This window comes from Candidatus Brocadia sinica JPN1 (assembly GCF_000949635.1).
GTDB lineage: Bacteria > Planctomycetota > Brocadiia > Brocadiales > Brocadiaceae > Brocadia > Brocadia sinica.
The window spans coordinates 773,631-797,493 of record NZ_BAFN01000001.1 but is presented as its reverse complement, the minus strand read 5'-3'; the positions used below and the strand labels follow the sequence as shown (position 1 = coordinate 797,493).

The 23,863-nt window shown below is 46.2% G+C and carries 20 protein-coding genes, 1 pseudogene, 1 CRISPR repeat array and 3 riboswitches; of the genes and pseudogenes, 3 read left to right on the top strand and 18 right to left on the bottom strand.

Going from position 1 to position 23,863, the window contains the following annotated elements:
• Positions 1-33: 33 nt before the first annotated feature.
• Positions 34-171, bottom strand: a riboswitch (cyclic di-GMP riboswitch).
• Positions 172-489: 318 nt separating this feature from the next.
• The 5 genes from BROSI_RS20965 to BROSI_RS03570 all read right to left on the bottom strand — a co-directional run bounded on the left by BROSI_RS20965 (position 490) and on the right by BROSI_RS03570 (position 4,900).
• Positions 490-612 carry a hypothetical protein gene (locus BROSI_RS20965; protein ID WP_261338845.1) on the bottom strand — a complete coding sequence of 41 codons (123 nt, stop codon included), beginning with the start codon at positions 610-612 and terminating at the stop codon, positions 490-492.
• A 165-nt stretch (positions 613-777) separates the two neighbouring features.
• Positions 778-2,391, bottom strand: a complete 1,614-nt coding sequence (locus BROSI_RS03580) for an Ig-like domain-containing protein (protein ID WP_052562365.1) — start codon at positions 2,389-2,391, stop codon at positions 778-780.
• 87 nt (positions 2,392-2,478) lie between these two features.
• On the bottom strand, positions 2,479-3,759 hold the full coding sequence (locus BROSI_RS03575) for a hypothetical protein (RefSeq protein ID WP_052562364.1): 1,281 nt from the start codon (positions 3,757-3,759) through the stop codon (positions 2,479-2,481).
• A gap of 151 nt (positions 3,760-3,910) precedes the next feature.
• Positions 3,911-4,033 (bottom strand): hypothetical protein, encoded by a 123-nt coding sequence (locus tag BROSI_RS20960; RefSeq protein ID WP_261338845.1) that lies wholly within the window; start codon positions 4,031-4,033, stop codon positions 3,911-3,913.
• 188 nt (positions 4,034-4,221) lie between these two features.
• Positions 4,222-4,337, bottom strand: a riboswitch (cyclic di-GMP riboswitch).
• Positions 4,338-4,624: 287 nt separating this feature from the next.
• Positions 4,625-4,900: a PqqD family protein gene (locus BROSI_RS03570; protein ID WP_052562363.1), complete on the bottom strand. Its 276-nt coding sequence runs from the start codon at positions 4,898-4,900 to the stop codon at positions 4,625-4,627.
• 89 nt (positions 4,901-4,989) lie between these two features.
• A riboswitch (cyclic di-GMP riboswitch) is annotated at positions 4,990-5,090 on the bottom strand.
• Between the two features lie 429 nt (positions 5,091-5,519).
• Between BROSI_RS03570 and BROSI_RS03565 the strand changes: the two genes are divergently transcribed.
• A complete protein-coding gene (locus BROSI_RS03565; RefSeq protein ID WP_052562362.1) occupies positions 5,520-5,783 on the top strand; it encodes a hypothetical protein in 264 nt (87 codons plus the stop codon).
• Between the two features lie 67 nt (positions 5,784-5,850).
• On the opposite strand, the gene BROSI_RS03560 is transcribed toward BROSI_RS03565, so the two are convergent.
• From BROSI_RS03560 to BROSI_RS20700, 9 genes are all read right to left on the bottom strand, one after another.
• Positions 5,851-6,366, bottom strand: a complete 516-nt coding sequence (locus BROSI_RS03560; protein ID WP_052562361.1) for an adenine phosphoribosyltransferase — start codon at positions 6,364-6,366, stop codon at positions 5,851-5,853.
• Between the two features lie 8 nt (positions 6,367-6,374).
• The gene (locus BROSI_RS03555; RefSeq protein WP_261338887.1) at positions 6,375-7,169 is read right to left on the bottom strand and encodes a sigma-70 family RNA polymerase sigma factor; all 795 of its coding nucleotides are present in this window, start codon (positions 7,167-7,169) and stop codon (positions 6,375-6,377) included.
• Positions 7,170-7,221: 52 nt separating this feature from the next.
• Positions 7,222-8,973: a 30S ribosomal protein S1 gene (locus tag BROSI_RS03550; protein ID WP_082059336.1), complete on the bottom strand. Its 1,752-nt coding sequence runs from the start codon at positions 8,971-8,973 to the stop codon at positions 7,222-7,224.
• Between the two features lie 85 nt (positions 8,974-9,058).
• A complete protein-coding gene (cmk, locus tag BROSI_RS03545; RefSeq protein WP_157842358.1) occupies positions 9,059-9,724 on the bottom strand; it encodes a (d)CMP kinase in 666 nt (221 codons plus the stop codon).
• A gap of 115 nt (positions 9,725-9,839) precedes the next feature.
• The gene (locus BROSI_RS03540) at positions 9,840-12,131 is read right to left on the bottom strand and encodes a glutamine amidotransferase (protein ID WP_052562358.1); all 2,292 of its coding nucleotides are present in this window, start codon (positions 12,129-12,131) and stop codon (positions 9,840-9,842) included.
• A 32-nt stretch (positions 12,132-12,163) separates the two neighbouring features.
• Complete coding sequence (locus BROSI_RS03535) at positions 12,164-13,615, bottom strand: multiheme c-type cytochrome (protein WP_052562357.1); 1,452 nt, start codon at positions 13,613-13,615, stop codon at positions 12,164-12,166.
• Positions 13,616-13,969: 354 nt separating this feature from the next.
• A complete protein-coding gene (locus tag BROSI_RS20710; RefSeq protein ID WP_230400634.1) occupies positions 13,970-14,350 on the bottom strand; it encodes a hypothetical protein in 381 nt (126 codons plus the stop codon).
• A 350-nt stretch (positions 14,351-14,700) separates the two neighbouring features.
• Positions 14,701-14,841 carry a hypothetical protein gene (locus tag BROSI_RS20705; protein WP_230400633.1) on the bottom strand — a complete coding sequence of 47 codons (141 nt, stop codon included), beginning with the start codon at positions 14,839-14,841 and terminating at the stop codon, positions 14,701-14,703.
• 10 nt (positions 14,842-14,851) lie between these two features.
• Positions 14,852-15,034 (bottom strand): hypothetical protein, encoded by a 183-nt coding sequence (locus BROSI_RS20700; RefSeq protein ID WP_052562354.1) that lies wholly within the window; start codon positions 15,032-15,034, stop codon positions 14,852-14,854.
• A gap of 237 nt (positions 15,035-15,271) precedes the next feature.
• Between BROSI_RS20700 and BROSI_RS21235 the strand changes: the two are divergent.
• Positions 15,272-15,742: pseudogene (locus tag BROSI_RS21235) on the top strand (zeta toxin family protein); the annotation flags it as partial.
• A 70-nt stretch (positions 15,743-15,812) separates the two neighbouring features.
• The gene (locus BROSI_RS03515) at positions 15,813-16,001 is read left to right on the top strand and encodes a hypothetical protein (protein ID WP_157842357.1); all 189 of its coding nucleotides are present in this window, start codon (positions 15,813-15,815) and stop codon (positions 15,999-16,001) included.
• Between the two features lie 1,172 nt (positions 16,002-17,173).
• Here BROSI_RS03515 and BROSI_RS19655 read toward each other — a convergent pair.
• From BROSI_RS19655 to cas9, 4 genes are all read right to left on the bottom strand, one after another.
• The gene (locus tag BROSI_RS19655) at positions 17,174-17,365 is read right to left on the bottom strand and encodes a hypothetical protein (RefSeq protein WP_157842356.1); all 192 of its coding nucleotides are present in this window, start codon (positions 17,363-17,365) and stop codon (positions 17,174-17,176) included.
• A gap of 143 nt (positions 17,366-17,508) precedes the next feature.
• Positions 17,509-18,535: direct repeats of the CRISPR family, unit length 36 nt; unit sequence GTTGTGGCTTGCGGGCAGGCATTTGTGTGGTACAAT.
• A 47-nt stretch (positions 18,536-18,582) separates the two neighbouring features.
• On the bottom strand, positions 18,583-18,912 hold the full coding sequence (cas2, locus tag BROSI_RS03510) for a CRISPR-associated endonuclease Cas2 (protein ID WP_052562352.1): 330 nt from the start codon (positions 18,910-18,912) through the stop codon (positions 18,583-18,585).
• Positions 18,909-19,793, bottom strand: a complete 885-nt coding sequence (gene cas1 / locus BROSI_RS03505) for a type II CRISPR-associated endonuclease Cas1 (RefSeq protein WP_052562351.1) — start codon at positions 19,791-19,793, stop codon at positions 18,909-18,911. Before cas1 ends, cas2 begins: the two co-directional genes overlap by 4 nt.
• Positions 19,786-23,631, bottom strand: coding sequence for a type II CRISPR RNA-guided endonuclease Cas9 (cas9, locus tag BROSI_RS03500; protein ID WP_157842355.1), 3,846 nt, complete (start codon positions 23,629-23,631; stop codon positions 19,786-19,788). Before cas9 ends, cas1 begins: the two co-directional genes overlap by 8 nt.
• Positions 23,632-23,863 lie beyond the last annotated feature (232 nt).

Below are 23,863 nucleotides of genomic sequence, written 5' to 3'. Positions count from 1 at the left end.
AAGCCTTACTACAAAGATATTTTTACAAACATCTTCGGCGGCAAGGCTATCTTTAACCGAGACTACTTCCTTGTTGTCTTACAAATTCACTTTTTGTTGACGCACTTCCCTGTGCGCCCAAGATCCTTTCCTTTGCGCCCCCTGATCGCTCAGGGTTTGCCTTTATCGCGATGCATTCTATCGCTTCCATTATCGAAAGATAATAAAAGAACATTCAAAGCTGCCGAAGCCCTTCCCTCTTACGCCTTGGCAGTATGAAAAGAAGTGTCGGCGCATGATACAGCAAAGTGGCCCGCAAGGTTTGCAGAGTTTCTCTGTATAACCTTAAGCGCATATGATACAAACCATTGTAAGCTTCAGCTCTTCGCTTCTCGTTTTTCATTAATTTGTTCCGCGTTCTCTGAGACCTGGAGAACTATTGCCATAACCTTGCGGTGGGTGTCAATGGCGGCGAAACCACACCAGAGACACCCACGCTCCTCCAACCTCCTAAAACGCGCGATCTGCCCCAAGTGTGCCTGTATGCGCAGGCCCCAGCTTCTCAAATATCTCCTCGTCGGTGTAAGTAATCACTTCTGGCGCCTCGTACACGGGTAATTTCGTGTCTTCCATGGTATGCCTCCTTTCTTTAAGAAAAATGCTCAATGCTTATAAACCTTCATATGTTACAAAACTCTTTGTGTAACCGTCAGCTTCTAACTGATCGCTTACGGTTTTTTTATTCCGCTATTTTGATTCCTGCATCTGACTTCCCTTAAATGTTCTTTAAAAATGCACTTAATCACCTAGTCCGGCCTTACCTGGCGATGCAGGAGTGACAGCGCCAGTTTCACCTTTCTGTCTTGACCGTTTCGTTTTCTGCTTACCGTTATCAATAGGACCATGTAAGGCGCTCTGCCCGTTGTAGTCTATGTCCTCTAGCTTGTAGTAGAATACGCCATCGCCAGGCTTGTCCACAAATTTGTATCCGGCTCCGGAGACCGCATTGCCCTTAGCAGGAATCAGCGTATTATTGATCTTGGCGTAAGATCCGTCCGTACTTTCGGCACGGTAAAGGTTGAAGCCAGCGTTGTCTACCTCCGTGGCCGTCTCCCACGTCAGGACAACTTTGCCGTTGGAACCCGTCCTTGCCTTGAAGGACTTGAGTTCGATGGCATTAGCTTCTTCCCATGTCTTCGTGACCTGATTTGATGTTATGGTATCACCTGCATCATTCACAAAACTTGCCTCGATAACGTCGGTACCGGTTGTACTCCCTGTACCCGTGTAGGTGAATGTGGCCTGTCCACTCGCATCCGTTGTATCATTGCCAGTCACCCCAGCATGCGGGCCGGAGACGACAGTAAAGGTCACGACAACGCCCGCAAGAGGGTTGCCATCGCCATCCTGCACCCTTGCAGTGACGGTATGGTCTGTGCCTAAAGGATTGGTGGCAGAGAGGGGAGTTAATTGAATGCTTTCCCCTTTTGCAACGGTGATCTCACCGGCAACGCAGATGCCAAAGAGGGTGCTTCCTCCTGTTCCTGTGTTGATGGGACCAACCTCGATTGCGCCTGTTGCAATATTAAACCTATAAAAATTACTGCTACAGAAATCTCCGCTCCAGAACGATGTGCCATTGGGATCCAGATTTAAGGCAAACCAACAATCCTCGCCCGGCGCATCATAGGTTTGTATTATATTGCCTGCGCCATCCAGACGTCTAATGTCTCCAGTGGCCGCAACAAGAAGCCCCCCACTTCCATCGCCTGGCGGGAGGAGTCGAAGGGCGTAACACGGTCTGACCCCAACGTCAGCGAAATCAGCGAGTTGCGTCTTGCTAGCCACATCATAACGCTTAACAAGTCTTCCCTCCGATGTATAAAACATTGTGTGTTGATCAGAGGACAGATCTATCCAGTCAGACCCTCGATCTTCAGTTGCAACATCATAAGCATCCAATAAATTTCCTGCTGCATCATACTTTTGGATGTCTCCATTGCCGTCGGCATGCCCTACGTAAAAGTTCCCGGCATTATCAAACAATATCGATTCATTACTCGCCGTACCCGCCCCTGTAGTATTAATTGTTTGCAAGATATTGTGAGGATGAGCAATATCATAAACAACCACTACATTACTGGAAAAATCCGTTGTATAAAGCTTGTCAAGGGCATTATTGAAGGCGCAGCCGGTAGTAAAGCCACCGAGTCCATCGCTAATCGTCTCTTTAAAAACTCCCGTGTTATCATAGACCTGGTACGACCCGCCGCTAACCCCAACAAACACATCCCCCACCTGCCAGGCAGCGGCCTTAACGGACACTGCCGGGCTGGCCAAGAATATTAAAAGTCCAATTACCAGCGGCAATAGCCCTGCCATCCTTATTGCTCTCCATTTACCTTCTTTCATAAATTTACTCTCCTTTTTCCAATGTTTAGTAGTTTTCCCTTACCGACCTATGCTGATTTTTATCAAGCATCATCTAAAGCGCATCTACTAACGCCTTGCTTTCTTTGAACGGTGCAACACATTATTTCCTGTCCCCGACTTCACCCTCACCTTTTCAGGGCCATGCATAGCGTTTACCCCGGTCTCGTCTACATCCTCCAGCTTGTAATAGAAAGCGCCTCTGCCCGGCATGTCCGCATAGCTGTAGCTGGCTCCGGATACGGCATTGCCCTGGGCAGGGATGAACGTATCATTGATCTTCTTGTATTCGCCATTCTCTGTCTTTGCCCGGTAAAGGTTAAAGCCGGCATTGCCGACCTCCGTAACTGTTTCCCATGTCAGAATAACGCTGCCATTTTTGCCCGCCTTAGCGCTGAAGTAAGCCAGGGTAATGGCCGTTGGGGTGCCCGTTGGCGAAGGCGTTGGCGCCGGTGATATACACGGTGTACAAGTCCCGGAAGAAATGCCTCGGTTTTTTTGATAATTTTCGAGCTCCTGGCACAGATTCTTCACCTGCGCCGTCACAGTGCCGCCTATTGCCGCCATGTCAATGCAGTCGCAAATCTCGGCAAGGGTCTGTTTCTTTACGCCGACGCCATTCAAGTTCCCCAGAGGGAGGCCATTGATTTTCTCCTGCACCTGGCAATCGTCCGTGTCAATAATGAACGATGGATTCCGTGCGTTCTGCGGATCATCGATTGTGCCAAAAGCCTCAATGCGTTCAGAAAGCTGCGGTTCTCCCACATTGGCTTTCATACCCGCGTCCCCATGACAAGCGTTGCATCCCTTCGTGCCGCGGGAGGTGGCGGTGCCAACGCTAATCACATTTTCAATGTTATTGCTTGTGCCCGGAGGGACCGGGACATCAGCCATCACCATCACCGTCCCGCTGCCGGTTTCTCCCACCACAACGCCGATTTCGACCCGATTGCCGCCGATTACGTTATCAGCTCCCGCGCTGCCTGTCCCACACAACAGGTATGACAGCTCCATCTGGGGAGGTCCGGGGCATTTCAGAATCACCCGCGGAAGTTGACAGGTGCCGGTGCCGTTGGCCCCCCCTAAAAAGCAAGCCGCTTGTGCACTATCTTCGCTCATCGTGAGTGTTGCTGTGCAGCAATCCTCCAGACACTCTACGGTATCGGAAATATCAATTGCTCCCTTTGTTTTAATTTTATCGTTTACGCAATCGAGAAATTTCCCGATTGCCTCCGTGCCTTTCTGTATGTCAACCGACGTCAGGGAGCCAGCGATTAAACTACCCTTCAATGCCATCGATACGCCAATAATTGCAAGGGTAATCACGAGAATCATACTTTTTGGCCTCATATTCCCCTCCGCTCAATTAAAAGACAATACTTTTTTTCATTAATTTGTTTTCTCCGCATTCTCTGCAACCTGGAGAACTATTGCCATAACCTTGCGGTGGGTGTCAATGGCGGCGAAACCACACCAGAGACACCCACGCTCCTCCAACTTCCTAAAACGCGCGATCTGCCCCAAGTGTGCCTGTATGCGCAGGCCCCAGCTTCTCAAATATCTCCTCGTCGGTGTAAGTAATCACTTCTGGCGCCTCGTACACGGGTAATTTTGTGTCTTCCATGGTATACTCCTTTCTATGATAAAAAATTCTCTCGATCAATCTGAGCCTTCAGCCACCAGCCAGCCTTTTCGTTGCAAACTGACCACTGATAGCTGACCATTGACTGCTTACGTATGGTTCGTTCTATGCTAAATTTTCCCTTAAAACCAAACAAAAAAGCCTTACTGCAAAGATTTTTTCCAAACATCTTCGGCAGTAAGGCTGTCTTTCAGTAAACGGTTTAAACTGTTTAAACCGTTTAAGCGGCTTGTAAAGACCCTTTACTTTGCGCCCCCTGATCGCTCAAGGTTTACCTTTATCGTGATGTATTCAATAATTAACTAGCAATAATAAGGCCAAACTTAAACAGGCAAGAGTATTGATGAGCTTTTTAGTTATAAGACTTCTTTTTGAAATAAATTATGATCATAATGACAAAAACAAACATCCATGGAATTATTCAAACAACATAGATAAAAAGCGTGCCATGTCACACAAGTGTGCCTACACATAAGTGTGTCATGACACACTTATACTCTAAGATGTAAAAGTACACCTCAGGAGTTGCGGCACGGGCCTTATTGTTTTCGGTATTTACCATGGACGATAACCTCATGCCTTATTCTCCAACACACCTTTGCTTGCGAAGACCTCCAATGTTCTTTGAATATCTCCTGACACAGCATGTTCACTGACCATAGAAAATTTCGATCTGATCGCCTGCTCTATCTCCGCTACCGTATGCACACCATCACACAGTTCCCAGATAAGTCTTGCGGTGGGATTAAGGATATGCACCGCCTTTCCCCGGACATTGTACAGCAAGGTCTCATGTCCAATATCCTGTACAATAATGCCTGGTTTACGAAGAGGTTTCGTTGTGTTCATATGTTGTAAATTTCCATTTTGGGCGCAGATGAGTATAGAGTGGAAAACCAAACAAAAAAGCCTTACTGCAAAGATTTTTTCCAAACATCTTCGGCAGTAAGGCTGTCTGTCTGTTCGCTAGTTCGCCGGGTATACCAGAGATCCTGTTACTTTGCGTCCCCTGATCACTCAGGGTTTGCCTTTATCGTATATTTTTCACCAATTTCCGGCGTACCATAACACGAATATCGTTGTATGTCAAGAACAAAATCGAGATGTATGGAGAAATGCCTTGAGGCGAACATCCGTTTAAGGGTGTGAACAAGATGTGAACACAAGATCACAAAATAGCCGGAAACTGGCTTAAAATAGCCTTTCCCGGTTTTGCTTATCCGTCAGACAAAACAAATTACTTGAAACTAAACCTAAAAACGGCTAAACTGGTTTTTATTAATTCGCGCGCAAGGGATCAGGGGTTCGAATCCAGTAGCGCCCACCATGATTATTGCCGAAAAGACCATTGAGGATTCAGACTTACATGAAAAGCTCAGAAAAATAGACAGCCGGAAACTTTTCAGTGATAGGTTTTGTTGTGTAGTACAGCGATTTGATATGCAAATCCTTCTCTAGGAGTATAAAAATGTCAGAACATTTTTCGAATAAAGAAATCGGGGAAAAATATAAGGCAGTCATTTCTTCAACCAAATGTCCGAATTGTGATGGTGAAGCTGTTTCAGTAATGGTAAAAACGATGAAAGTTCCATGGATGGTAAGATGTTTTAGCTGCGGTTATAGTGATGTAGTTATGTGGATTGAAAAACAGGTAATGGATGCGTTGAAGAATGCAAAGATATTCAATCAAATATGGAAGGAAGGCCAATCGATTGAAATAACTTTAAAATAACTGAGACCAAAGAGTTTTTTTCATGCGGCTTGGGAAACGAATCAGAAGATTGGGTTTGAAATGTTTTTCAGTATCTGATAACTGAAAATATGTCGTAGTTATCTAAGGCCTTCTTGCCATTAAGAAATGTCAGCTCAATCAAAAAGGCACATCCCACAATGTTCCCGCCAAGAGATTCGACCAGTTTACAGCAGGCGGCCATGGTTCCGCCGGTTGCCAGCAAATCATCTACCAAGAGCACCTGCTGCCCTTTCGCAATGCCATCCTTGTGTATTTCGAGCATATCAGTGCCATATTCAAGGGCGTAGCTCATGCTAATCTTTTCATAGGGAAGTTTTCCTGGTTTTCTGATAGGGGTAAAACCTGCGCCTAAATTGAAGGCGACGGTTGGAGCCAGGATAAAACCGCGCGCCTCAGCGCCAACTACGATATCGACCTTCTTATCTTTGTAATAATCAGAAATCGATTCAACTGCGCCTCTCAGTCCCTTTGGATTTTGCAAGAGTGGTGTGATATCTTTAAAAATAATGCCTTTTTTCGGAAAGTCTGGTATATCCCGTATCAGTTTTTTTAAATCATTCATAGGTTTATCTATTTTTCTTTTGTCAAAATATAATGTAATTTTTTGATGACCTCTTTCTCTATTTGTCTCACGCGCTCACGGCTTATACGTAACCGCGCGCCAATCTCCTCCAACGTCTTTGGTTTACCATCGATCAATCCATATCGCAGCTTTATGATGGTGGCCTCTCTTTTATCAATAACCTCCAGGAGTCTTTCCAGACTTTCCCTTTCATAAGCTTCTTCCATTTCGTCTTCAGGCGCAGGCGTTCTGCTGTCTGGTACAATACTATCCAGAGCCCATATAAGGTCGGAACCAGTAATGTCCGTTTTGCTGAGGGATCCCGTTGAGCGTATAGCGTGTTCTATGGATTCGACTTTTTTTGCCGTAATATCCATCTGTTCTGCAATTTCTTCACGGCTGGGAGGCCTTTCAAGCCTGTCCAGGAGACCGGTCGATGCAGTTTTCAGTTTGGATATTTTCTGGATCATGTACGAGGGGATACGGATTGTTTTTGTCTTATCCGTTAAAGCCCGGCGGATTGCCTGTTTGATCCACCACGTGGCATACGTGCTGAATTTATAGCCGGTCGATGGGTCGAATCCCTGAACAGCACGAATCAGACCGATATTTCCCTCTTCGATCAGATCCAAAAAGGAAAGCCCCCGGTTGGTATACTCTTTTGCAATACTAACCACCAGGCGCAGGTTGGAACGTATCAGTTTTTCCCGCGCCTTCTCATCTCCCTCCACAACTTTTTTTGTTATTTCTTTTTCCTCTTCAGGAGATAATAACGGAATTTGGTTAATTTCTTTCAGATATATTTGTAAAGCCGATTCCGTATGTATCTCTCCTTTTTGCTGTACGATGGGATCATTAACCGTTCGTAACGCCCGAATCCTTTTCTGATGTGCCTGCAGTTTCTCCGCCTGATTGCTGCTGAGAACCCGCGTTTGAAGGTGATGTTACCGCGCCTCTCCCTTCTGCATCGGATAATTTTTTGAGGCTGAGCCCTATCTTTCTGGCTTCAGGTTCGATACGAATAATCCTGACTTCCAGTTCATCACCGATATTGACAACATCGGCAGGATTGGTGACCTTTTCGCTGGATAATTCCGAGATATGCAGCAATCCTTCGATCCCTTTGCCGAGTTCCAGAAATGCGCCAAAATTTGTCAGTTTGGTAACCTTGCCGGTGATGACATCGCCGACCTTAAATTTTTCGGGGATTTCTTTTGTCCATGGATCGTCGGAGAGTTGTTTCAGACCCAAGGCAACCCTCTTTTTTTCACGGTCAACTGAAAGTACGATGGCCTCAATTTTGTCTCCCTTCTTAACAATTTCGGAGGGATGCCCTACTTTCTTTGCCCAGGACATGTCGGATATGTGAAGCAAGCCATCCACGCCCTCTTCAATCTCGATAAATGCGCCGTAGTTGGTCAGGTTGCGGACGCGACCCTTGATCTTCGTTCCGGCTGGATATTTCTCTTCAATGACCGTCCAGGGGTTGACCTCTGTCTGTTTCATACTGAGAGAAATCTCCTCTTTCTCTTTATCTATTTTCAGGACGACAACTTCTACCATGTCCCCGATAGCCACCATTTCTGACGGATGATTAATGCGGCGCGTCCAGGACATTTCTGAGATATGTACAAGACCTTCGATGCCCGTTTCCAGCTTTACGAATGCGCCATAAGACATAATGTTGACAACCTGGCCTTTCACCCTCGAGCCTACAGGGTATTTTTCTTCTATCTGCAACCATGGGTTTTGAGACTTTTGTTTTAGTCCCAGAGCGACCTTCCCCTTTTCCTTATCGATGTCAAGTATTTTTACCTCGACTTCATCATCTATGGCAAGCAACTCTGACGGGTGGCTTATCCTGCCCCAGCTCATATCGGTAATATGGAGGAGTCCATCAAGTCCGCCAAGATCAATAAATGCGCCGAAGTCGGCAATGTTCTTTACCACGCCCTTTCTGATTTGTCCGACTGCAATTTCCGCCAATAGCCCTTGCTTCTTTTTATCTCGTTCCTCCTCAATGAGCTTTCTTCTGGAAACAACGATGTTTTGCCGGGCCTCATCGATTTTAAGGATTCGGCAGGTGACTTCTTGTCCGATGTATTGAGAAATGTCGCCAGGCGGCTTTACATCAATCTGTGAGGCTGGTAAAAATATCGGCACGCCCATATCTACGAGGAGACCTCCCTTAATCTTTCTCGTAACACGTCCCGTTATGATGTCGCCTTCTTTATATTTTGCAATAACCCTTTCCCATCCACGTATGCGGTCTGCTTTGCGTTTGGATAATTTAATCAGTCCCGAATCATCCTCTACTGCTTCTAATAAAACTTCTACATCCTCGCCAATCCTTATTTCGGAGGGATCATCAAATTCAGATTTGGGTATCATACCCTCGGATTTATATCCGCAGTCTATGACAATGTTATCTCCCAGAGCGCTGAGGATACGGCCTTTGAGAACCGAGCCCACTTCGAAATTCTGGATAGAATCATAATACGTAGATTCCACCTTCTTTTTGGTATCCTCGCCTCCCATAATTTCTTCAACTTCTCTTTCAATGTCGGTTAAATTCACATTGTACTCTTTTAAAATATCACGATCCATAATTTGATGATTTCTCCGAAATAAAAAATAAATAAACGAAAAAAGTTTCATGAAATAAAATACGCTTAGACCCTGTACGAAAGCCCTACGTCTTCACGATGAACCTGATTTCTTTCAATATCAGATTCAGCACTTCCTCAATAGTCAAATCTGTAGTATCTATGTAAATCGCATCGTTGCTCTTTGTTAAGGGTGAGTTGTTTCTTGTTGTATCGCGCCTGTCCCGTATTTCCATATCCTGTATAACATTGGCATAGGAGAGTCCGTGGTCCGATGGCTTAAACTCACCATAGCGCCTTCTGGCGCGCACCTCAATCTCCGCATCCAGAAAAAATTTTCTTTCTGCATGCGGGAAAACAACTGTCCCCATATCCCTTCCCTCAGCAACGGTGTTTCCTTCTCCTGCAAGTTTTCGCTGCAGTTCTACCATACGATGCCGGATGCCGGGCGCATTTGAGATATAATGAACATTATTTGTGACAGCGGGTAAACGGATTTCCTCCGTGACGTTAACGCTGTCCACGAATACATGTAAGTTCCCGTCCTTCTGGTGGAATTCTATGGAAGTTTTATCCATAAGCTGGCATAAGGCATTTTCGTCATTGAGGTTTACACCCTTCTGCATCGCCTTCCACGTAAGCGCCCGATACATTGCGCCCGTGTCAAGATATCGAAAGCCCATCCGTCTGGCCAGCATCCTGGCAACGGTGCTTTTCCCGGAACCAGCGGGACCATCAATCGCTATTATCAAGTGAAAACCTCTTCCATCATACATATACCCTCGTTATAATAGCGTCCGATTAAGGTATGGAAAACAAAAAATAAACTATACTAAATGAGGCATTTTATTGCAAGTGTTTTTTGTCTCAACTTAACCCACGGCGTTTTCGTATCCACCATTCGAGAGAAACGATTGTTAGTATCATCATAAAAACGTAACCATTATCCCACAGAGAGATTTGCCGTTTGCCTACGAGTTTTACAATAGGAGGATTTTCAATTGAAAACTTTTCTCTGATATTTGTTGCGGGAAGGTCAAAGTGCTTTCCACCGGAAACCTCGGCAAGTTTTGCAAGGATATCTCTTCTGATGGAAGGGTCTTTGAATTCCTTGTTTTCTAAAGCTATGCAGAAGACGGCATAATCCTGTCCGATTTCATCATTTTCTTTCTTTGCCAGCACTTTCACAATATAGTAGCCTTCTCCGTCGTGTTTGACGGTGAATCTGTATTGACCATCACTCCCGGTGACTCCGGTTGCGGAGAATATGCTTTTCCCGGAAAATTCATTTGCGATGTCTATTCCTAATTGTACGCCGCTCAGCGGCTGGTAGTTTCCACCCACAACATCGATTTTAATTTGTATTTCTTCACCCGGGGAAAACGTTTCTTTGTTTGCCATGATATGAATAGGGTTTAAGGTAGGGTCCTTGATGAGCCATTTTATGGAATTCTGCCAAAATTTTATATAATGCCTGTTGCTTCCGCCTTTCCCAACGGAAAGGAAATTCCATCGCCATAAAGAATCAGTGGCAATGGCCATGCATCTGCCCTGTCCTGCATCACGAACAGAAATAAGGGGTGGATTTCCTTTTACCGGAAAGGTTGCCAGTGGTACGGCATCTGACTTCAACCCGTCGGTTACATTGCATCCGTCAAGTTCGGGGAGGTCTTTCCAAATAGCGACATTTCTGTCTGTGTCAGCGCCAAGGGCGGTTACCGGATGTTTCAGCCCATCATTGGTCAGGGTTGCCTTTAACCGGGTTGTATCAATGGTATCTTTTCCCGTGGTGAGGTTTACGGGGAGGATTTCATCGATAGGAGTGCCATCGTATCCACCTTGTGAAAACGAAATGTCCCCGCCAATCATCAGAAAGCCTCCGCCCATTTCCGTTACAAATTTTTGGATGTTACCCAGGTAATGGGAAAATCGGAAGAACGAGGTATCGTAGGGCCGATAATCAAAGTTCTGGAAAATGATCAGATCAAAACTGCTGAGTACCTGGGTAAACAGTTCGTCTACGGGAAAAGGTATAAGGCTGAGTTCCTCATTTCTTGCCTCGGAGACGTCGGTTGGCGTCCGCAGGATAAAGAAGGATATGAGATCAATATTGGGGTCGCTTTTTAATACCCGTCTCAGAAAACGTTCATCCCAGGACGGGCGGCCACAGACATGCATAATCCTGATTTTATCGCGTACCACCTTTACCAGAAAACTGACCTGATTGTTTTCCGTAATGGCTTCATGGGGCTGGATGGGAAGTGATATTGTATAGAGGAATGTTCCTGTAGTGTGAGGTGTAAATGACAGATCTATGTGCAGTTCCCTTTCGTTCCTCGTATCTAAGACCTTCGACGAGATGATGTCGTTACCTTGTTTGAGCGTAACAGGGAATTTGAGGTCTTTGTACCCAAAAATCTTTATGGCAACATCTGCCTTCCACGGACTTCGCACAAAGGTGAAGCTGTCGTAAGAGACATTGCTGATAGCGATATCTCTGGCCTCCATATTGCCGGCCGGTGAAAACGTAAAGAATGGGGCTGAAAGATCCCTTGTAAGACTGGAAATGATATCGAGTTTGTTTACGCCTGAAGGAAGTTCGGTCGTGTCGGCGCCGTCAGAAAAGACCAGGTATCCCCTGACGGATTTACCCTCATAGCGTTTTTTCAGGAGCTTGAGCGTCTGGATGATATCGGTATTCTTGCCGTCGAGACCAAGACCCCTTTCGATATCGTTATAAGAGATCTCTTTGATGATATCGGAAAAGGATAGGTAATCGACATCAAAGTTATTCTGCAGCTCTTCGATAAAAGGCGCATTGTCTTTGAAGAATTTATTCACAAGCTGGAATCGGGTGATGCCGGTATCGCCTCCTTTCAGAGTCATGCTTGCAGAATTATCCAGCAGGCATACGACTTTATTTTTTAGTTTAAGAACTTCTTTCTGTTCTATTTGCGGCTGGAGGAGGAGGATGACTATAAGTGTTGTAGCAGCAAAACGGAGAGTGAAGAGGAACAATCGTCTGGCAAGGGGAGAGATCGTTTTGACGCCAAGCCAGGAAAAGTAGAGCGCAGCAATCGCCAGAAATAAGACAAGCACACGCAGCCAGAGATTTTCAATGCCGGCGAAAGTGAGGTGCCATTGTGTAAGATTTTCCATATCAGTGATTTATAACAAAATATACACAGATACTATTTGTTTTTCGTTTTGATCCGAGCCCGCACTCTCTTCTTTTCCAGTGCAGCCAACCGCCGCAGGGTATTTGCCTCACTCTTGATATCCACGTATTTCTTGAGCAAGTTTGACCATGAAATATAGGTAAAGCCGTTGGGATTCATGTGAGCCAAACCCTTTCGGACAAGAAATGCGTCGTTTTCCCACATATACAAAAAGTCCTTTTCAATCCTGCTTGGATTGCCGTCCTTTGCCCAAAATTCACCGTAGAAACCACCCAGGAGATCAGGATACTTTTCGGTTACCGGCGCAGGCGCCCTGGGCCTGTTTTCGGGCATGGGATAAAGCGCCCCTTCTTCATAGAGGGATTTTATCGTAGCATAGGCATCGCTCACGTATTGAAAAATCGAATCCGAGGCCTTATCCATGGAGTCCAGATAATCCCGGGAGAATCTCGGTGAATGGCACTTTACACAGACTTCAATCCATGCCTCTCGCCGTGACATTAATTCCTTGCTATTCTTAATATAATCCGTTGGTTTGATTCCTTTAAAGATGTTGTCATAAAACAATACATCGCCCTCACCCATAATGGCCTTTCTGACCATATTGTGGGAATACTGCCCTTTATAATACATATGGCAGGATTGGCAGGTGGGAGAGATGTAATTTGCATCCTTGAGTTGTTTGCTCCAATCCCAGGTATGCCCTTCAATAAAATAGATAGAACCGTGTTTGGAATCCCTGTAATATTCGATGTCCGGGTGGTCTGGTCCGTTATGACAGGTTTGACATGCCTCCGGTCTCCTGGATTCAGAAGCCTTGAAGGCATGCCTGGTATGGCAGCTGTCACACTTGTGCTGGATGTTATGACACATGTCGCAGCCTTGAACGACATTTTTATCTGTTGCTGCCCATACATCTACGTCCAGATTGGCATCGTATGACTTTGCGTGGCTTTCCCTGCCCGGTTTCCAGTCCGGAATACCATACTGTTTTTCAGATTCAAACTCTTCATATTCTTGTTTATGACATTCACCGCAAAGGGTGGAACTGGTCATTACTAATTCTTTCGCATGATCCAGTTTTTCTGCCCCAACCTTTCCATGACAATCGATGCAACCCACTTTGGTAAGCTTTCTTCCAAGATTTTTTTCTATCTCGGCTAATTTTTCTTTTTGATAACCCTGAAGTTTGTCCAGATTGGCATGGCTACTTTCTGCCCATGCTTTTACCAGGCCTGGATTTAATGCCTTATGGCAGAGCGTGCACTCATCGGCGGTATAAATCCCTTTTGGTTCTTCCGGCGGTGAATAAAAATAGTCCGGCGCCCAGTATCTCTGTGTGGGTATTGGTTTCCAGAATTCACCGTACGGCCCTACCCCTTTGTCCAGTTTTTGAGCCTGTATTACGCCGCCCAAAACACCAAAAAGTATTGATACCCCAACAAATGACAAAATTCCCTTCATGTACCTCTTCCTCCCCATAAGTCCGTGTCAATAAGATGATTGTCCAAAACTTATTTGCTCAGTTATTATAACATGGCGCTGCATAGTCGCAACCAAATTACCTGTACGGCTTCTCTCCATTTCACACGTATCATTATTCACAAGGAGTGGACGGCGCTTTAATGATGAATTCTGTTCGTTGACTCATGGATGTTTTTTTGTTAAATTTTTACAATTCTCGTTTACCCATTCCGTTGTGGCTTGCGGGCAGGCATTTGTGTGGTACAATTCGTCCGGGCACGCAACCAGCCAGAAATCAGCGACCCGGATATTTACAACAAACTCATGTATCGTATCAACTCCGACCCATACAGTTTAAAACAAGAAGACATCATCTCCGCAGAAGGCATCTCCCTTGCGGATAAAAACAAGGCCATGGATGAACTGCAAAGAAACCAGGAGATCACCAATCGCCCCAACTACAAGGCCGCCCGTGAACTCTTCGACCTCGATTTCAAACAGCAATTCGCCGGGATATTGGAAGAGGAAGAAAAGGCAAAATGGCTCAGGGTATTCCATTCCTACATCATCGACAAGAAGATGGAACCCCTGGATGCCGTGGAGAAGATCAGGAAGGATTATCAGGTGGCAGGGCAGGAAGAAACCTCCTCCCCCCAACCCCCTCCAGAGGGGGACAGTGATTTGTCCCCCTCTGGAGAGGGCGGGGGGAGGAAATCCCTCAGCGATGGGGAACAAGGGGAAAAAAATCCAAAATCAGAAATCGATCCCACCGACAGCCTCTTTGCCGTTTTTCAGAAAATCCCTGAAGCCACCACATTTGCTGCCACGCGCTCAATAGGTGGTATCGCCCAGATCATTGGCGACGTCACCGGATCGGAATCAATAAAACAATATGGTCAGGACGTCTTCCAGGGGTCAAACATAGAACTCGCCAGAATCTACGAAGGAATTCCCCCTGGCTCATTCAAAGAAAACCTGCTTGGGGCAGGAGTATCGGTAGGGCAAAACATCCCTGCCGTTTTCCTGTCGGCTGCTACGGGCAATCCCTTTGTTGGGCTTGGCATCATGGGGGCTCTATCGGGTGGTCAGGAATACGGAGAGGCAAAAGCAGAAGGCGCATCAACGCTAAAGGCGGGGTTATCGGCAGCAGGGCATACCATATCGGAAATAGGCACCGAACTCATGCCCATGAGCACCCTGTTAAAACCAGGGATATCTTTCGCCAAGCGGATATTTCTATCCACAGCCCAGGACATATTTGGTGAGGATATCAACACCATCGTCCAGAGCGCCATTACCTATGCCCGGCAATATCCCCAAAAAACCTTCAAACAATTTTATAACGACCTTTCTCAATCCAGGAAACGAACCATCATCCAGACGGCCATAGCAGGCCCTGCAACCGGCGCCATCATTCATCCCTTTACCAGGGGGGTAACGCAGGAAACACAACAAACGTCAGAGCAAAGTAGGGTAGGCACTGCCCACCAACCCAAGGGTGAGCAAACCCAACAAGCCCAGGAGCAACCGAAGGGAGAGATATCACCGCCAGGGTCATTCGATACACCTGAAATCATTAAGGCCCGAGAAGAACAAAAGACTATTCCGGAGACACACTTAATTAATACACCGGAAAGACAAACATTAAGGAAACAGGTGGCCGACACCTTGTTAAACCGGGGGTCATTTATTGAAAAAGACCAGGAAGGAAAGGATGTTTTTGGAGGGCCTGTAGAAAACAACAAAACAGCCGATATTGTTATCGGACTTCCTGCTTCCGGAAAATCTTCTTTTGTCCATACCTTATCGAAAGAAAAGAAATCCCTTGTTATCGATGCCGATGAGGCAAAACCATATCTTGGAGATATTCGACATTCAGGGGCTACACATAAAGAATCTGGCGATATTGTCGATAGTATCGTAACGCCAGAGGCAATCAAACAAAATATGAATATGGTACTTCCGATTGTTGGGAAAAACATTGAACGTGTAAGAAGATGGAGGGATTGGCTTGTTAGTGATGGTTATCAGGTAAATCTGCACTATATAGATTTACCGCCTGGAAAGGCAGCCCAGAGGGCTGTAGAGAGATTCCAGAAGACAGGAAGATTTGTTGACCCAAATTATGTATTAAATCTTGGCTTGACGCCAGGTAAAAATTATGATATCCTTAAACAAGAGAAAGGATGGGCAAGTTATGAAAAATACTCAACAGACGTCGAAAGAGGGCAGCCTCCAGTCCTCATTGAACAAGGAGGAGAATTATCCACCGATGCCGGACGATCCCTACGATTATCAGGAGGAGGGAATGCTCAGGGGGGTGAAGGAAGGGCTTCGGAGGATCAAAGAGCGACAACAACAAAAACAGGAATCTCCCAGGAAGTAACCACACCACAGCAACCACAACTAGAAACCGCCTCTAATTCAGAACTTATCAGCGCCAAAAATGCGCCTGATATACGAGGCGTTGACAGAAAACCTATCGGGTGGAAATATGTCACAACCCCCGAAGGAGCTGCACTCTACAACCATTCGCTTGCACAGAAGGTACAATTCAGGGCCGGAGAAGGCATAAGCGTTGACGATGCGAGGAAGAACGCACAACTGTATGCGCGTGAATTGCAACAATCCGCCATAGAACTACCGCCATTCCTCAAGACACTCACAGATACCAACAAGCTTTCACTGTCAGACGCCTTAGAAATCAACGACATCGCAACGCAAAATAATTGGTCAGAGGATACCGTCAAGCAATTCTACAAAAACGCCGTAGAAAAGCTAGGCATCCAGAACAAAGACACGGCATCCATAGAACAAATGCTTGTCACCGCCAAGATCAAAGAGGCCGTCTATAAACAAAACGCAGAAAAGTACAAACAGGAGATCGCCGAGACAGAGGCACAGATCGAACGACTCTCCAGGCATCTCAAGATCGAAGGCGGCGCACCTAGTAAAATAGAAGACATCGACAATCTTGTAAAGCAAAAACTAAAGGAATATGGCGAGTTAAAACCAGAAGAGTTAATACAAAAAGCATTAGATGAGCAAGGGTTGAATCTTGTGAAAATAGATGCCGGTGTTGACGTGAAGACGCTTATGGTATCGGCGATAGAAGCCGTAAGGGAGATAACTGGCACGGAAAAAACAGAAGTATCTCATGAACAATTACTCCAGGATGCATCTAAAGAATTAAGAACAATCTATAATGAAGTTATGGGGTTGGAGCATGGAACCATTCTGCCGAGCGCAGCTAAGCAAGTAGCTGCACGAATGATGCGAAACCAATTATTTCTTGAAGCATCAAGTGTGATCGATGCTAGCGCTTTAAATCCCAAAAACAAAAGCCTCAAAGAAATTGCGCCAATACTAATGGTAAGAGCCGCAATGTTTGGTAGTAAGATGGGAGCGTCAAGTACGGAAGCGGCGAGGATGACTGAATCTGGGAAGATACAAATCGGAGCGGCGCCTGCAACGGAAGAATTTTTACGTGCTTTAGAAATCTTAAAAAGTGGAGAGATATCACCGGAGCAATTAAAATTATTAAAGGATTCTTTGCAGTCACAAGAGCAAATTGATGAGACAACCAGGGAAATGGCAAAGCCCGTAACCCGGCGCCTCCAGGACATCTTCCTGGAGGCGTGGATCAACGGGTTGCTCTCGAACCCACAAACCCATACCACCAACTTCCTTTCTAACCTCTACACCGCCTTTGCCAGCATCCCGGAACGGTACCTGGCAGCTAAGACACACTACGGCAACACTCCCGGCGTAGTAGATGGCGAGGCAAAGGCCATGCTCTTTGGCATGCAGAGGGGATTCAAGGATGCCGTTAATGCAGCAAGGCTTGTCTGGGCAACAGAGATTGGGCGTTTCGGTAAAGATGCGCAGAAGGTGTTGTGGCTTGCGGGCAGGCATTTGTGTGGTACAATCAAAGACAAATGTATATCACATCAAGACCGGTTGTGGCTTGCGGGCAGGCATTTGTGTGGTACAATGCTGGGGAAACTCAATCTCCAACCCGGTAAGTTGTGGCTTGCGGGCAGGCATTTGTGTGGTACAATATCAATCACGAACGGAACTTATTGGAGGTTGTTGTGGCTTGCGGGCAGGCATTTGTGTGGTACAATAGAGGAAATAGACTCGATCATTAAGGAATCGTTGTGGCTTGCGGGCAGGCATTTGTGTGGTACAATCAAAAACGATGTATTTGCCTACTTGGTCAGGTTGTGGCTTGCGGGCAGGCATTTGTGTGGTACAATGACAGGGAGAAACACTAGGGAAGAAATCGAGTTGTGGCTTGCGGGCAGGCATTTGTGTGGTACAATATGCCGCATTTTTGGCTTCTTCCTCTGTATGTTGTGGCTTGCGGGCAGGCATTTGTGTGGTACAATGCAGAGAAAAACTACCCGCAAAGAGGAGGAGTTGTGGCTTGCGGGCAGGCATTTGTGTGGTACAATTCAGACTCAAACTCACCTCTAACTACCTTCGTTGTGGCTTGCGGGCAGGCATTTGTGTGGTACAATCAATAGCATAATACGTAGCAAAGGCCAAAAGTTGTGGCTTGCGGGCAGGCATTTGTGTGGTACAATGAACTGCTGATTGAATTGGATAACCATTTCGTTGTGGCTTGCGGGCAGGCATTTGTGTGGTACAATCCCACGTGTAAACAATCCCCCAATCGACCCGTTGTGGCTTGCGGGCAGGCATTTGTGTGGTACAATATGGCAAGGACAAACAAGAATGAGTTGTATGTTGTGGCTTGCGGGCAGGCATTTGTGTGGTACAATATCAAGAACATCATAAACACACCCCCATACGTTGTGGCTTGCGGGCAGGCATTTGTGTGGTACAATAGCGCAATTGACAGCAATGGACAATTCACCCGTTGTGGCTTGCGGGCAGGCATTTGTGTGGTACAATAGACTTTCTGTAACCTATTGTATTTCTTCGTGATGCGCCCGAACAATTCAGAAAAAACTGAGTTGTTTGGGCGCTTTTTCTGTTTCCTTACGCGTTTTTCCATTGAAAATCTTCATACGTTCAAATTGTTTGTCTGTGATTTTTAACAGCCTCACTTCTCCGTCTTCCGGTAGAAACGTTTTTACCCGGTTTTCGTGAACCACGGCATTTTCCTCGCTTGGTGTGTGGCGTGCGTAAACGGAAAATTGCAACATGGTAAAACCGTCATTTAATAATTCCTCCCGAAATTCATGATAAGCCTTGCGTGCATGCTTCGTATCAGTGGGCAGGTCAAACATGACGATTATCCACATGCTCCGGTAGCCTCCAAAGCTCATAATGCAGGGATCTCCATACGCTTATGCTCGCCGCAGATTACCTTTCGCACACTTGCGGCGTAATGATGCAACGAAGTCATTAAAGGGAGCCGTTGACCATTCATGACACAATCTGCGCTCAAGGTTTCCAATAACACCCGTTTGTTTTCGGTTGTCAGCGCCGGTTCTTCCGGAAGTTTTTTACAAAGTTCATACACCTTAAGGTCTACCACAGGCCGGAGCGGTTCAACCAAGTCATCGGCAAGGCAAAAGCTGTTGTACTGGTTATGGTGGTGCAGGCCCAGGGAGGGATGCAGTCCCGTGCTGACGATTGCACGGGCAACTGCAGCGCGCATCACGGCGTACCCGTAATTAAGCAGGGTGTTAATACCGGGGGTATTGGGGTCGCGGCGGAAGTCTTGTCCAAAGAGTTTTTGCCAGTAGATGCGAGCCGCCTGCCCCTCGATGTTCTCTGTATCGCCGCTTTTTACCCTCTTAGCATAAGCAGGAAGGGGACTGTCATCTCCGGTGGAAAGGAGAAGCGCCTTTGCCTGTTCACGAATCTTTGCCCGAACGATTGCCTGCCACAAACGCTTACAAGTGGGTTCGGTAACTTGTGCCTGCTGCGCGATAATTTTGCTGTGGAGGCTGTTTCCTTCAAGTGGTAAGAGGATAGCGCTTGGCAAATGTTTCTCACTACAGACTAACAACGCGACATTATTTTCAGAACAAGCTGCAAGAAGCCCTTGTGTATGGGTGATCTGAGGATGGTCCAGAATAAGAACGCCAATATCCTCTATAGGAACTGCGGCTAAGTCGAATCCTTCACGGTCAACCACCATTTGCTGGTTTTTCAGGGAAAGCCGCGCAGGATTGCTGATTTCTACAATTCGTTTAATCATGGCAAATATTGTAATTGCCTAATTCGTTAATCCGTATTTTCTTGCAGCGCAGCTTGGTTGGTGATCGTCTAAGAACTCCCCGATTGTCCGTATCAGCAGTGGACGTAACCGAAAAATGACGAAAAGTAAGTGTTCCTTTCGTCATTTTCTGCAAGCGGTAAATTGGCAAATGGTGATTCTTCTCATCCAAATATATTTTATCTCTTTGTTGCCAGTCCGGATCATCAACATCCCACAATACCATATCGTTATTGCATAGGAACATTTCAAACTGCCATTCGGCTGGATTGACAGCCGGATCAAGCGCCAGCAATTCCTGTGGCGACTTTCGCACGACGGGCGGTTTTCTGATGCGTTTCGCTGCTTCCAACATATCCACAAAAATACCTTTGCGTTCGACAACCGTACCGATACGTTTGAAAATGGCGACGTGATGATTACTGGCCTTTGCAAAAATCTGCGGTTTGCCTTTGAATTGAACCATAGCGGTAGAGACTGATGCCAGTCGAACTGTATGGATCGGGTTGCCATTGCCGTTTTTGGAAGGCATGGTGGGTGGATTAACTTGGGCTGATTTAACACTATTGCCTGGTTGCCTTAGCCAATTGCGTAAAATATTTCGCAATTCGTCATTGGCAACCCACGTTTTCTTACCGGGGTTGTTTTCAATCCGTTTCAATGCTTCGACAACCGGTGCGCGTTTGACATAGCAACGATGGGCCACGGCAACAGTATCAAGAGGTTTGCCGTCAGGCAGGAGAGGTGGAGGAAAATTTTTCACACACTTTGCGCGTTCCCAATTGACAAGCCATTCCAGGAGCTTTTGGCGGAAAAAGGCGTCGGCAATCCAGGTATTACTATCCTCCAGTTTCTTGCCAGGTGTTTTATCAGGCAAGGTACGGATAATGTCCGGAGACTTGAGCAGTTTCTTGATTGGCATTTTTTCCTTATAGTGACCCAACCCGTAAGGTTGCTCATCATGCAGTCCGCCGCTTGCCTTGCGGGTGGCGCTAAAGCTGACTACCCGGTTCATCACGATTTGCTCGACATCATGACGAAGTGACTCCCAAGGTTTGCCGTCTGCGCGCATTGGTTTTTCAAGTGGAGCATTAGGCCAACTGCTGTTGAGTTCGTAATAACGATAACGGCGCTGTAAATCTGCAAAAGTCCTTCTATCGGTCAGGGCGGTGATGATGGCGTCAATCGCATGGTGGCGATGGTCGCCACGGTCTTTTTTCTTCCCCTTCTTTGTCTTATCGCCCTCGGCTTCATCAATCTCGTTATCATCAGTCTCTTTATCCTCATTTTTGCTTTCTTGATCTCTTTTCGCCCTGGGCAATATGTTGCCCAGTTCCCACAAACGGCGTATATCAGCAGTTGCACGCCCACGTGAAACCTGGATTTCCTGGTCGGTGTAGCCCAGTGTTTTCAAATAATTTTTAACAGCAACACAAATGTAGCGGGTGTCGTTCAACTGAGATTCGGTGAACTTACGCATTTCTTCCTTGAATGAGGTTTCGTCTAATGTGTTTTTAACTTTGTATAGTTTGGCTTTAAGAGGAGAGTCACTCCCACCATACCATTCCTGGGCGCGTTTAACAATTTGATTGTATTTTTCGCTATTGCCCCACTTTTGCCAGGGAGTTTTTTGTTCTTTGGCGAGATTTTCAGACTTGAACACCAGCACTTTGTTCAGGTAATTATTCATGCCGGAAAGGCTGCGAGGATAGATGTGGTCTATATCCACCTCTCCATCGGCAATCTGTGGGAAAGAAATATATCTGCCGCTGTAGAGGCATCTATGATTTTGCTCCTGCCAAAGTTTGATTTTTGTGGTGCTTTCTTTATCCGGCTTTGCCCGTTGTTCGATCCATAATTTGATTTTCTCAATATTAGCTGGCTCTAGCCCCATGGTTTGATGCGGGTTGTGCTGATTCCAGTCGCGGATAGCTTCCTTAGCTTTTTCGTTGAGCTTGCGGTTTTCAATATTACGGCTTTCCATTTCTGCGCGGTGTACCTTAGATGCCTTCATATCGCGCGCCATTTCAATACGAATTATTTTGGGCTTGCATCCCTGTTTCTCTATGATGGCGTTTACCACACGGCGTATTTCATACAATGCTTTTTGTACAATCGGGTTGGCGATGTCGGGTGGTTCCCCCAAGTGCCTGGGTTGACCGGATTCTGATTGATTTTTGAATTTAGGGTCTTTTTCAAGTTCTTTTTTAGCTTCGCTGTAAATCATGCCTTGTCTAAAATGCCTTAACAACTCAGTAATAACCTCAAAGCAATGTTTCATATAGCCGGCAGGTAATTCCAGCGTTGCTAACTCGAAGGCCTGTTGGTCGCTGAATTGCCAGGGGCAGCGTTGATGTGGCAGCCGGTAGTGGTTACGCAAGCGGTTAAACAGAGCTACTTTGTCGTGGATATTGAGTAGGTCATTTACCAACGACTTCTTTTGCGCTGCGGTAAAGACTTTCCATTCTTCTGGTATTACACGCGCAATCGCCAAAGCGGTGCGGTTACCGGTGATACCCTTTTTACCGCTCTTGATTTGTTCACCGCTTTTATCTTTATTGCTGGAGATTTCGAGGTTGAATTTGATTGATGCATCCAGTTCAAGTATTTCTCTAACCCTATCCCATGTTAGCGTATTTTGCTCATTAACTTGCTTGTGGTCGGATAATGCATTTAATAATTGCTGCCGTTGTCCGGCGGACAAAGGTTGGTGGGTATCCATCTGAATACGTTTGCCTCTGCCACGAACTTCGCCATATTTGAGATTATTAATATCTTGCAACAACAAATATTCCTGCGATTCAAGCAGGGCAGTTGCCGCACGTTTTTTCTTGAGTCTGATAGTGCACATGCCGACCTTACCCTTTTGCAGTTGTGGTGGACGCTGGTGGAAAATGGCATGCTCGATTTTTTCTCTGAGTGTTTTAATTTGCGCCGGTGTTTGGCTCAGCAAGTGGCAAAAGTTTTCAGCCTGACGATCCCAGATGCGCGAAAATTCATCCTCGTATAACTCACGAGTGGCGTGCAAATGATAGGCGGTAGTTTTCCCCTGTCCCTTACTTTTGCCTTTTGTGGGAATTTTGGTTTCATCCATACTTATGGTGTGCAAGCGGCGGGGAATTTTCCATTTTTCATTATGTGCAACCCTGACGGCAAACTGTCCGATAGTTTCATCTGACCTCATTTGCCTCTTAAGCACACGGATGCCTTCCCATACCTTTCCGGTTTCTTCGGCTTCTTTTTTGTCGCCGTGCTGATTGGCATATTCAGATGTTTCTGTCTGTTCTTCATCTCCTTGGACGGCATAGCGGATGCCAATTTTGTTTTCTTCAATATAGCGGAACAGTGCGTGATATTTGATACCCCGGTTGCTTTTGTATCCGCGCCGTTTGGCAAGGTGCATCAATACGCGTCCAAACTCGTGTCTTGTTAAGTTGCGTTCTAACGCCTCTGAGCGAAGGAGAAAGGGGTTGCTGGCAAGGAAGTCTTTCAGTTCGCCATTGGGAAGTTTGCCCTTTTGGTTGAGAAGACACGGCCAGTCTGATGGCTGGTGAAATTCTCCAGGGAGAAGGTGTTGGTCAACGAGTATCTCAAGTAGTTTGTCCCTACGTTCTTTATGTCGTCTGATTTGCCTGCGTGTGAGTCGCTTGTCACGGCGCTGTTTGTTCTTCGGGGCTTTGCCGTCCGCCTCCATCATGGAGAGGAAGATGCGAGAGTTTGCGTCAATCAGACGCGAAGGGTTAGCATTTTCGTCGCATCCGATTATCGCCCAGCCTATTGAGTTAGTGCCCAGATCAAGACCGAGAATGAAATTTTCCACAAACACCTCCATTTTTATTGACATGTATTCTAATGGATAGGTATAATACTCCCATAGTGTGTACCACACAAATGCCTGCACTGCTTTTCCATAATAAAGTATTGCGGGATATGCATCCAGGTTTCTGGCTCTGCAAAAAACCATGTCCCCGCACCCGTCGGGGCACCTAATTAAGCCTCTCGGAAACGAGGGGCTTTTTTTATGGTTATCATAGACTTTTTGGAGAAAATAT

Coding starts and splice junctions, on each gene's coding strand:
- BROSI_RS20965 (WP_261338845.1), bottom strand. CDS start 612: ATGGAAGACACGAAATTACCCGTGTACGAGGCGCCAGAAGTGATTACT.
- BROSI_RS03580 (WP_052562365.1), bottom strand. CDS start 2,391: ATGAAAGAAGGTAAATGGAGAGCAATAAGGATGGCAGGGCTATTGCCG.
- BROSI_RS03575 (WP_052562364.1), bottom strand. CDS start 3,759: ATGAGGCCAAAAAGTATGATTCTCGTGATTACCCTTGCAATTATTGGC.
- BROSI_RS20960 (WP_261338845.1), bottom strand. CDS start 4,033: ATGGAAGACACAAAATTACCCGTGTACGAGGCGCCAGAAGTGATTACT.
- BROSI_RS03570 (WP_052562363.1), bottom strand. CDS start 4,900: ATGAACACAACGAAACCTCTTCGTAAACCAGGCATTATTGTACAGGAT.
- BROSI_RS03565 (WP_052562362.1), top strand. CDS start 5,520: ATGTCAGAACATTTTTCGAATAAAGAAATCGGGGAAAAATATAAGGCA.
- BROSI_RS03560 (WP_052562361.1), bottom strand. CDS start 6,366: ATGAATGATTTAAAAAAACTGATACGGGATATACCAGACTTTCCGAAA.
- BROSI_RS03550 (WP_082059336.1), bottom strand. CDS start 8,973: ATGGATCGTGATATTTTAAAAGAGTACAATGTGAATTTAACCGACATT.
- BROSI_RS03540 (WP_052562358.1), bottom strand. CDS start 12,131: ATGGAAAATCTTACACAATGGCACCTCACTTTCGCCGGCATTGAAAAT.
- BROSI_RS03535 (WP_052562357.1), bottom strand. CDS start 13,615: ATGAAGGGAATTTTGTCATTTGTTGGGGTATCAATACTTTTTGGTGTT.
- BROSI_RS20700 (WP_052562354.1), bottom strand. CDS start 15,034: ATGAATGATGGCGCCGGTTGCAGGGCCTGCTATGGCCGTCTGGATGAT.
- BROSI_RS03515 (WP_157842357.1), top strand. CDS start 15,813: ATGAAAAATACTCAACAGACGTCGAAAGAGGGCAGCCTCCAGTCCTCA.
- cas2 (WP_052562352.1), bottom strand. CDS start 18,912: ATGAGCTTTGGAGGCTACCGGAGCATGTGGATAATCGTCATGTTTGAC.
- cas1 (WP_052562351.1), bottom strand. CDS start 19,793: ATGATTAAACGAATTGTAGAAATCAGCAATCCTGCGCGGCTTTCCCTG.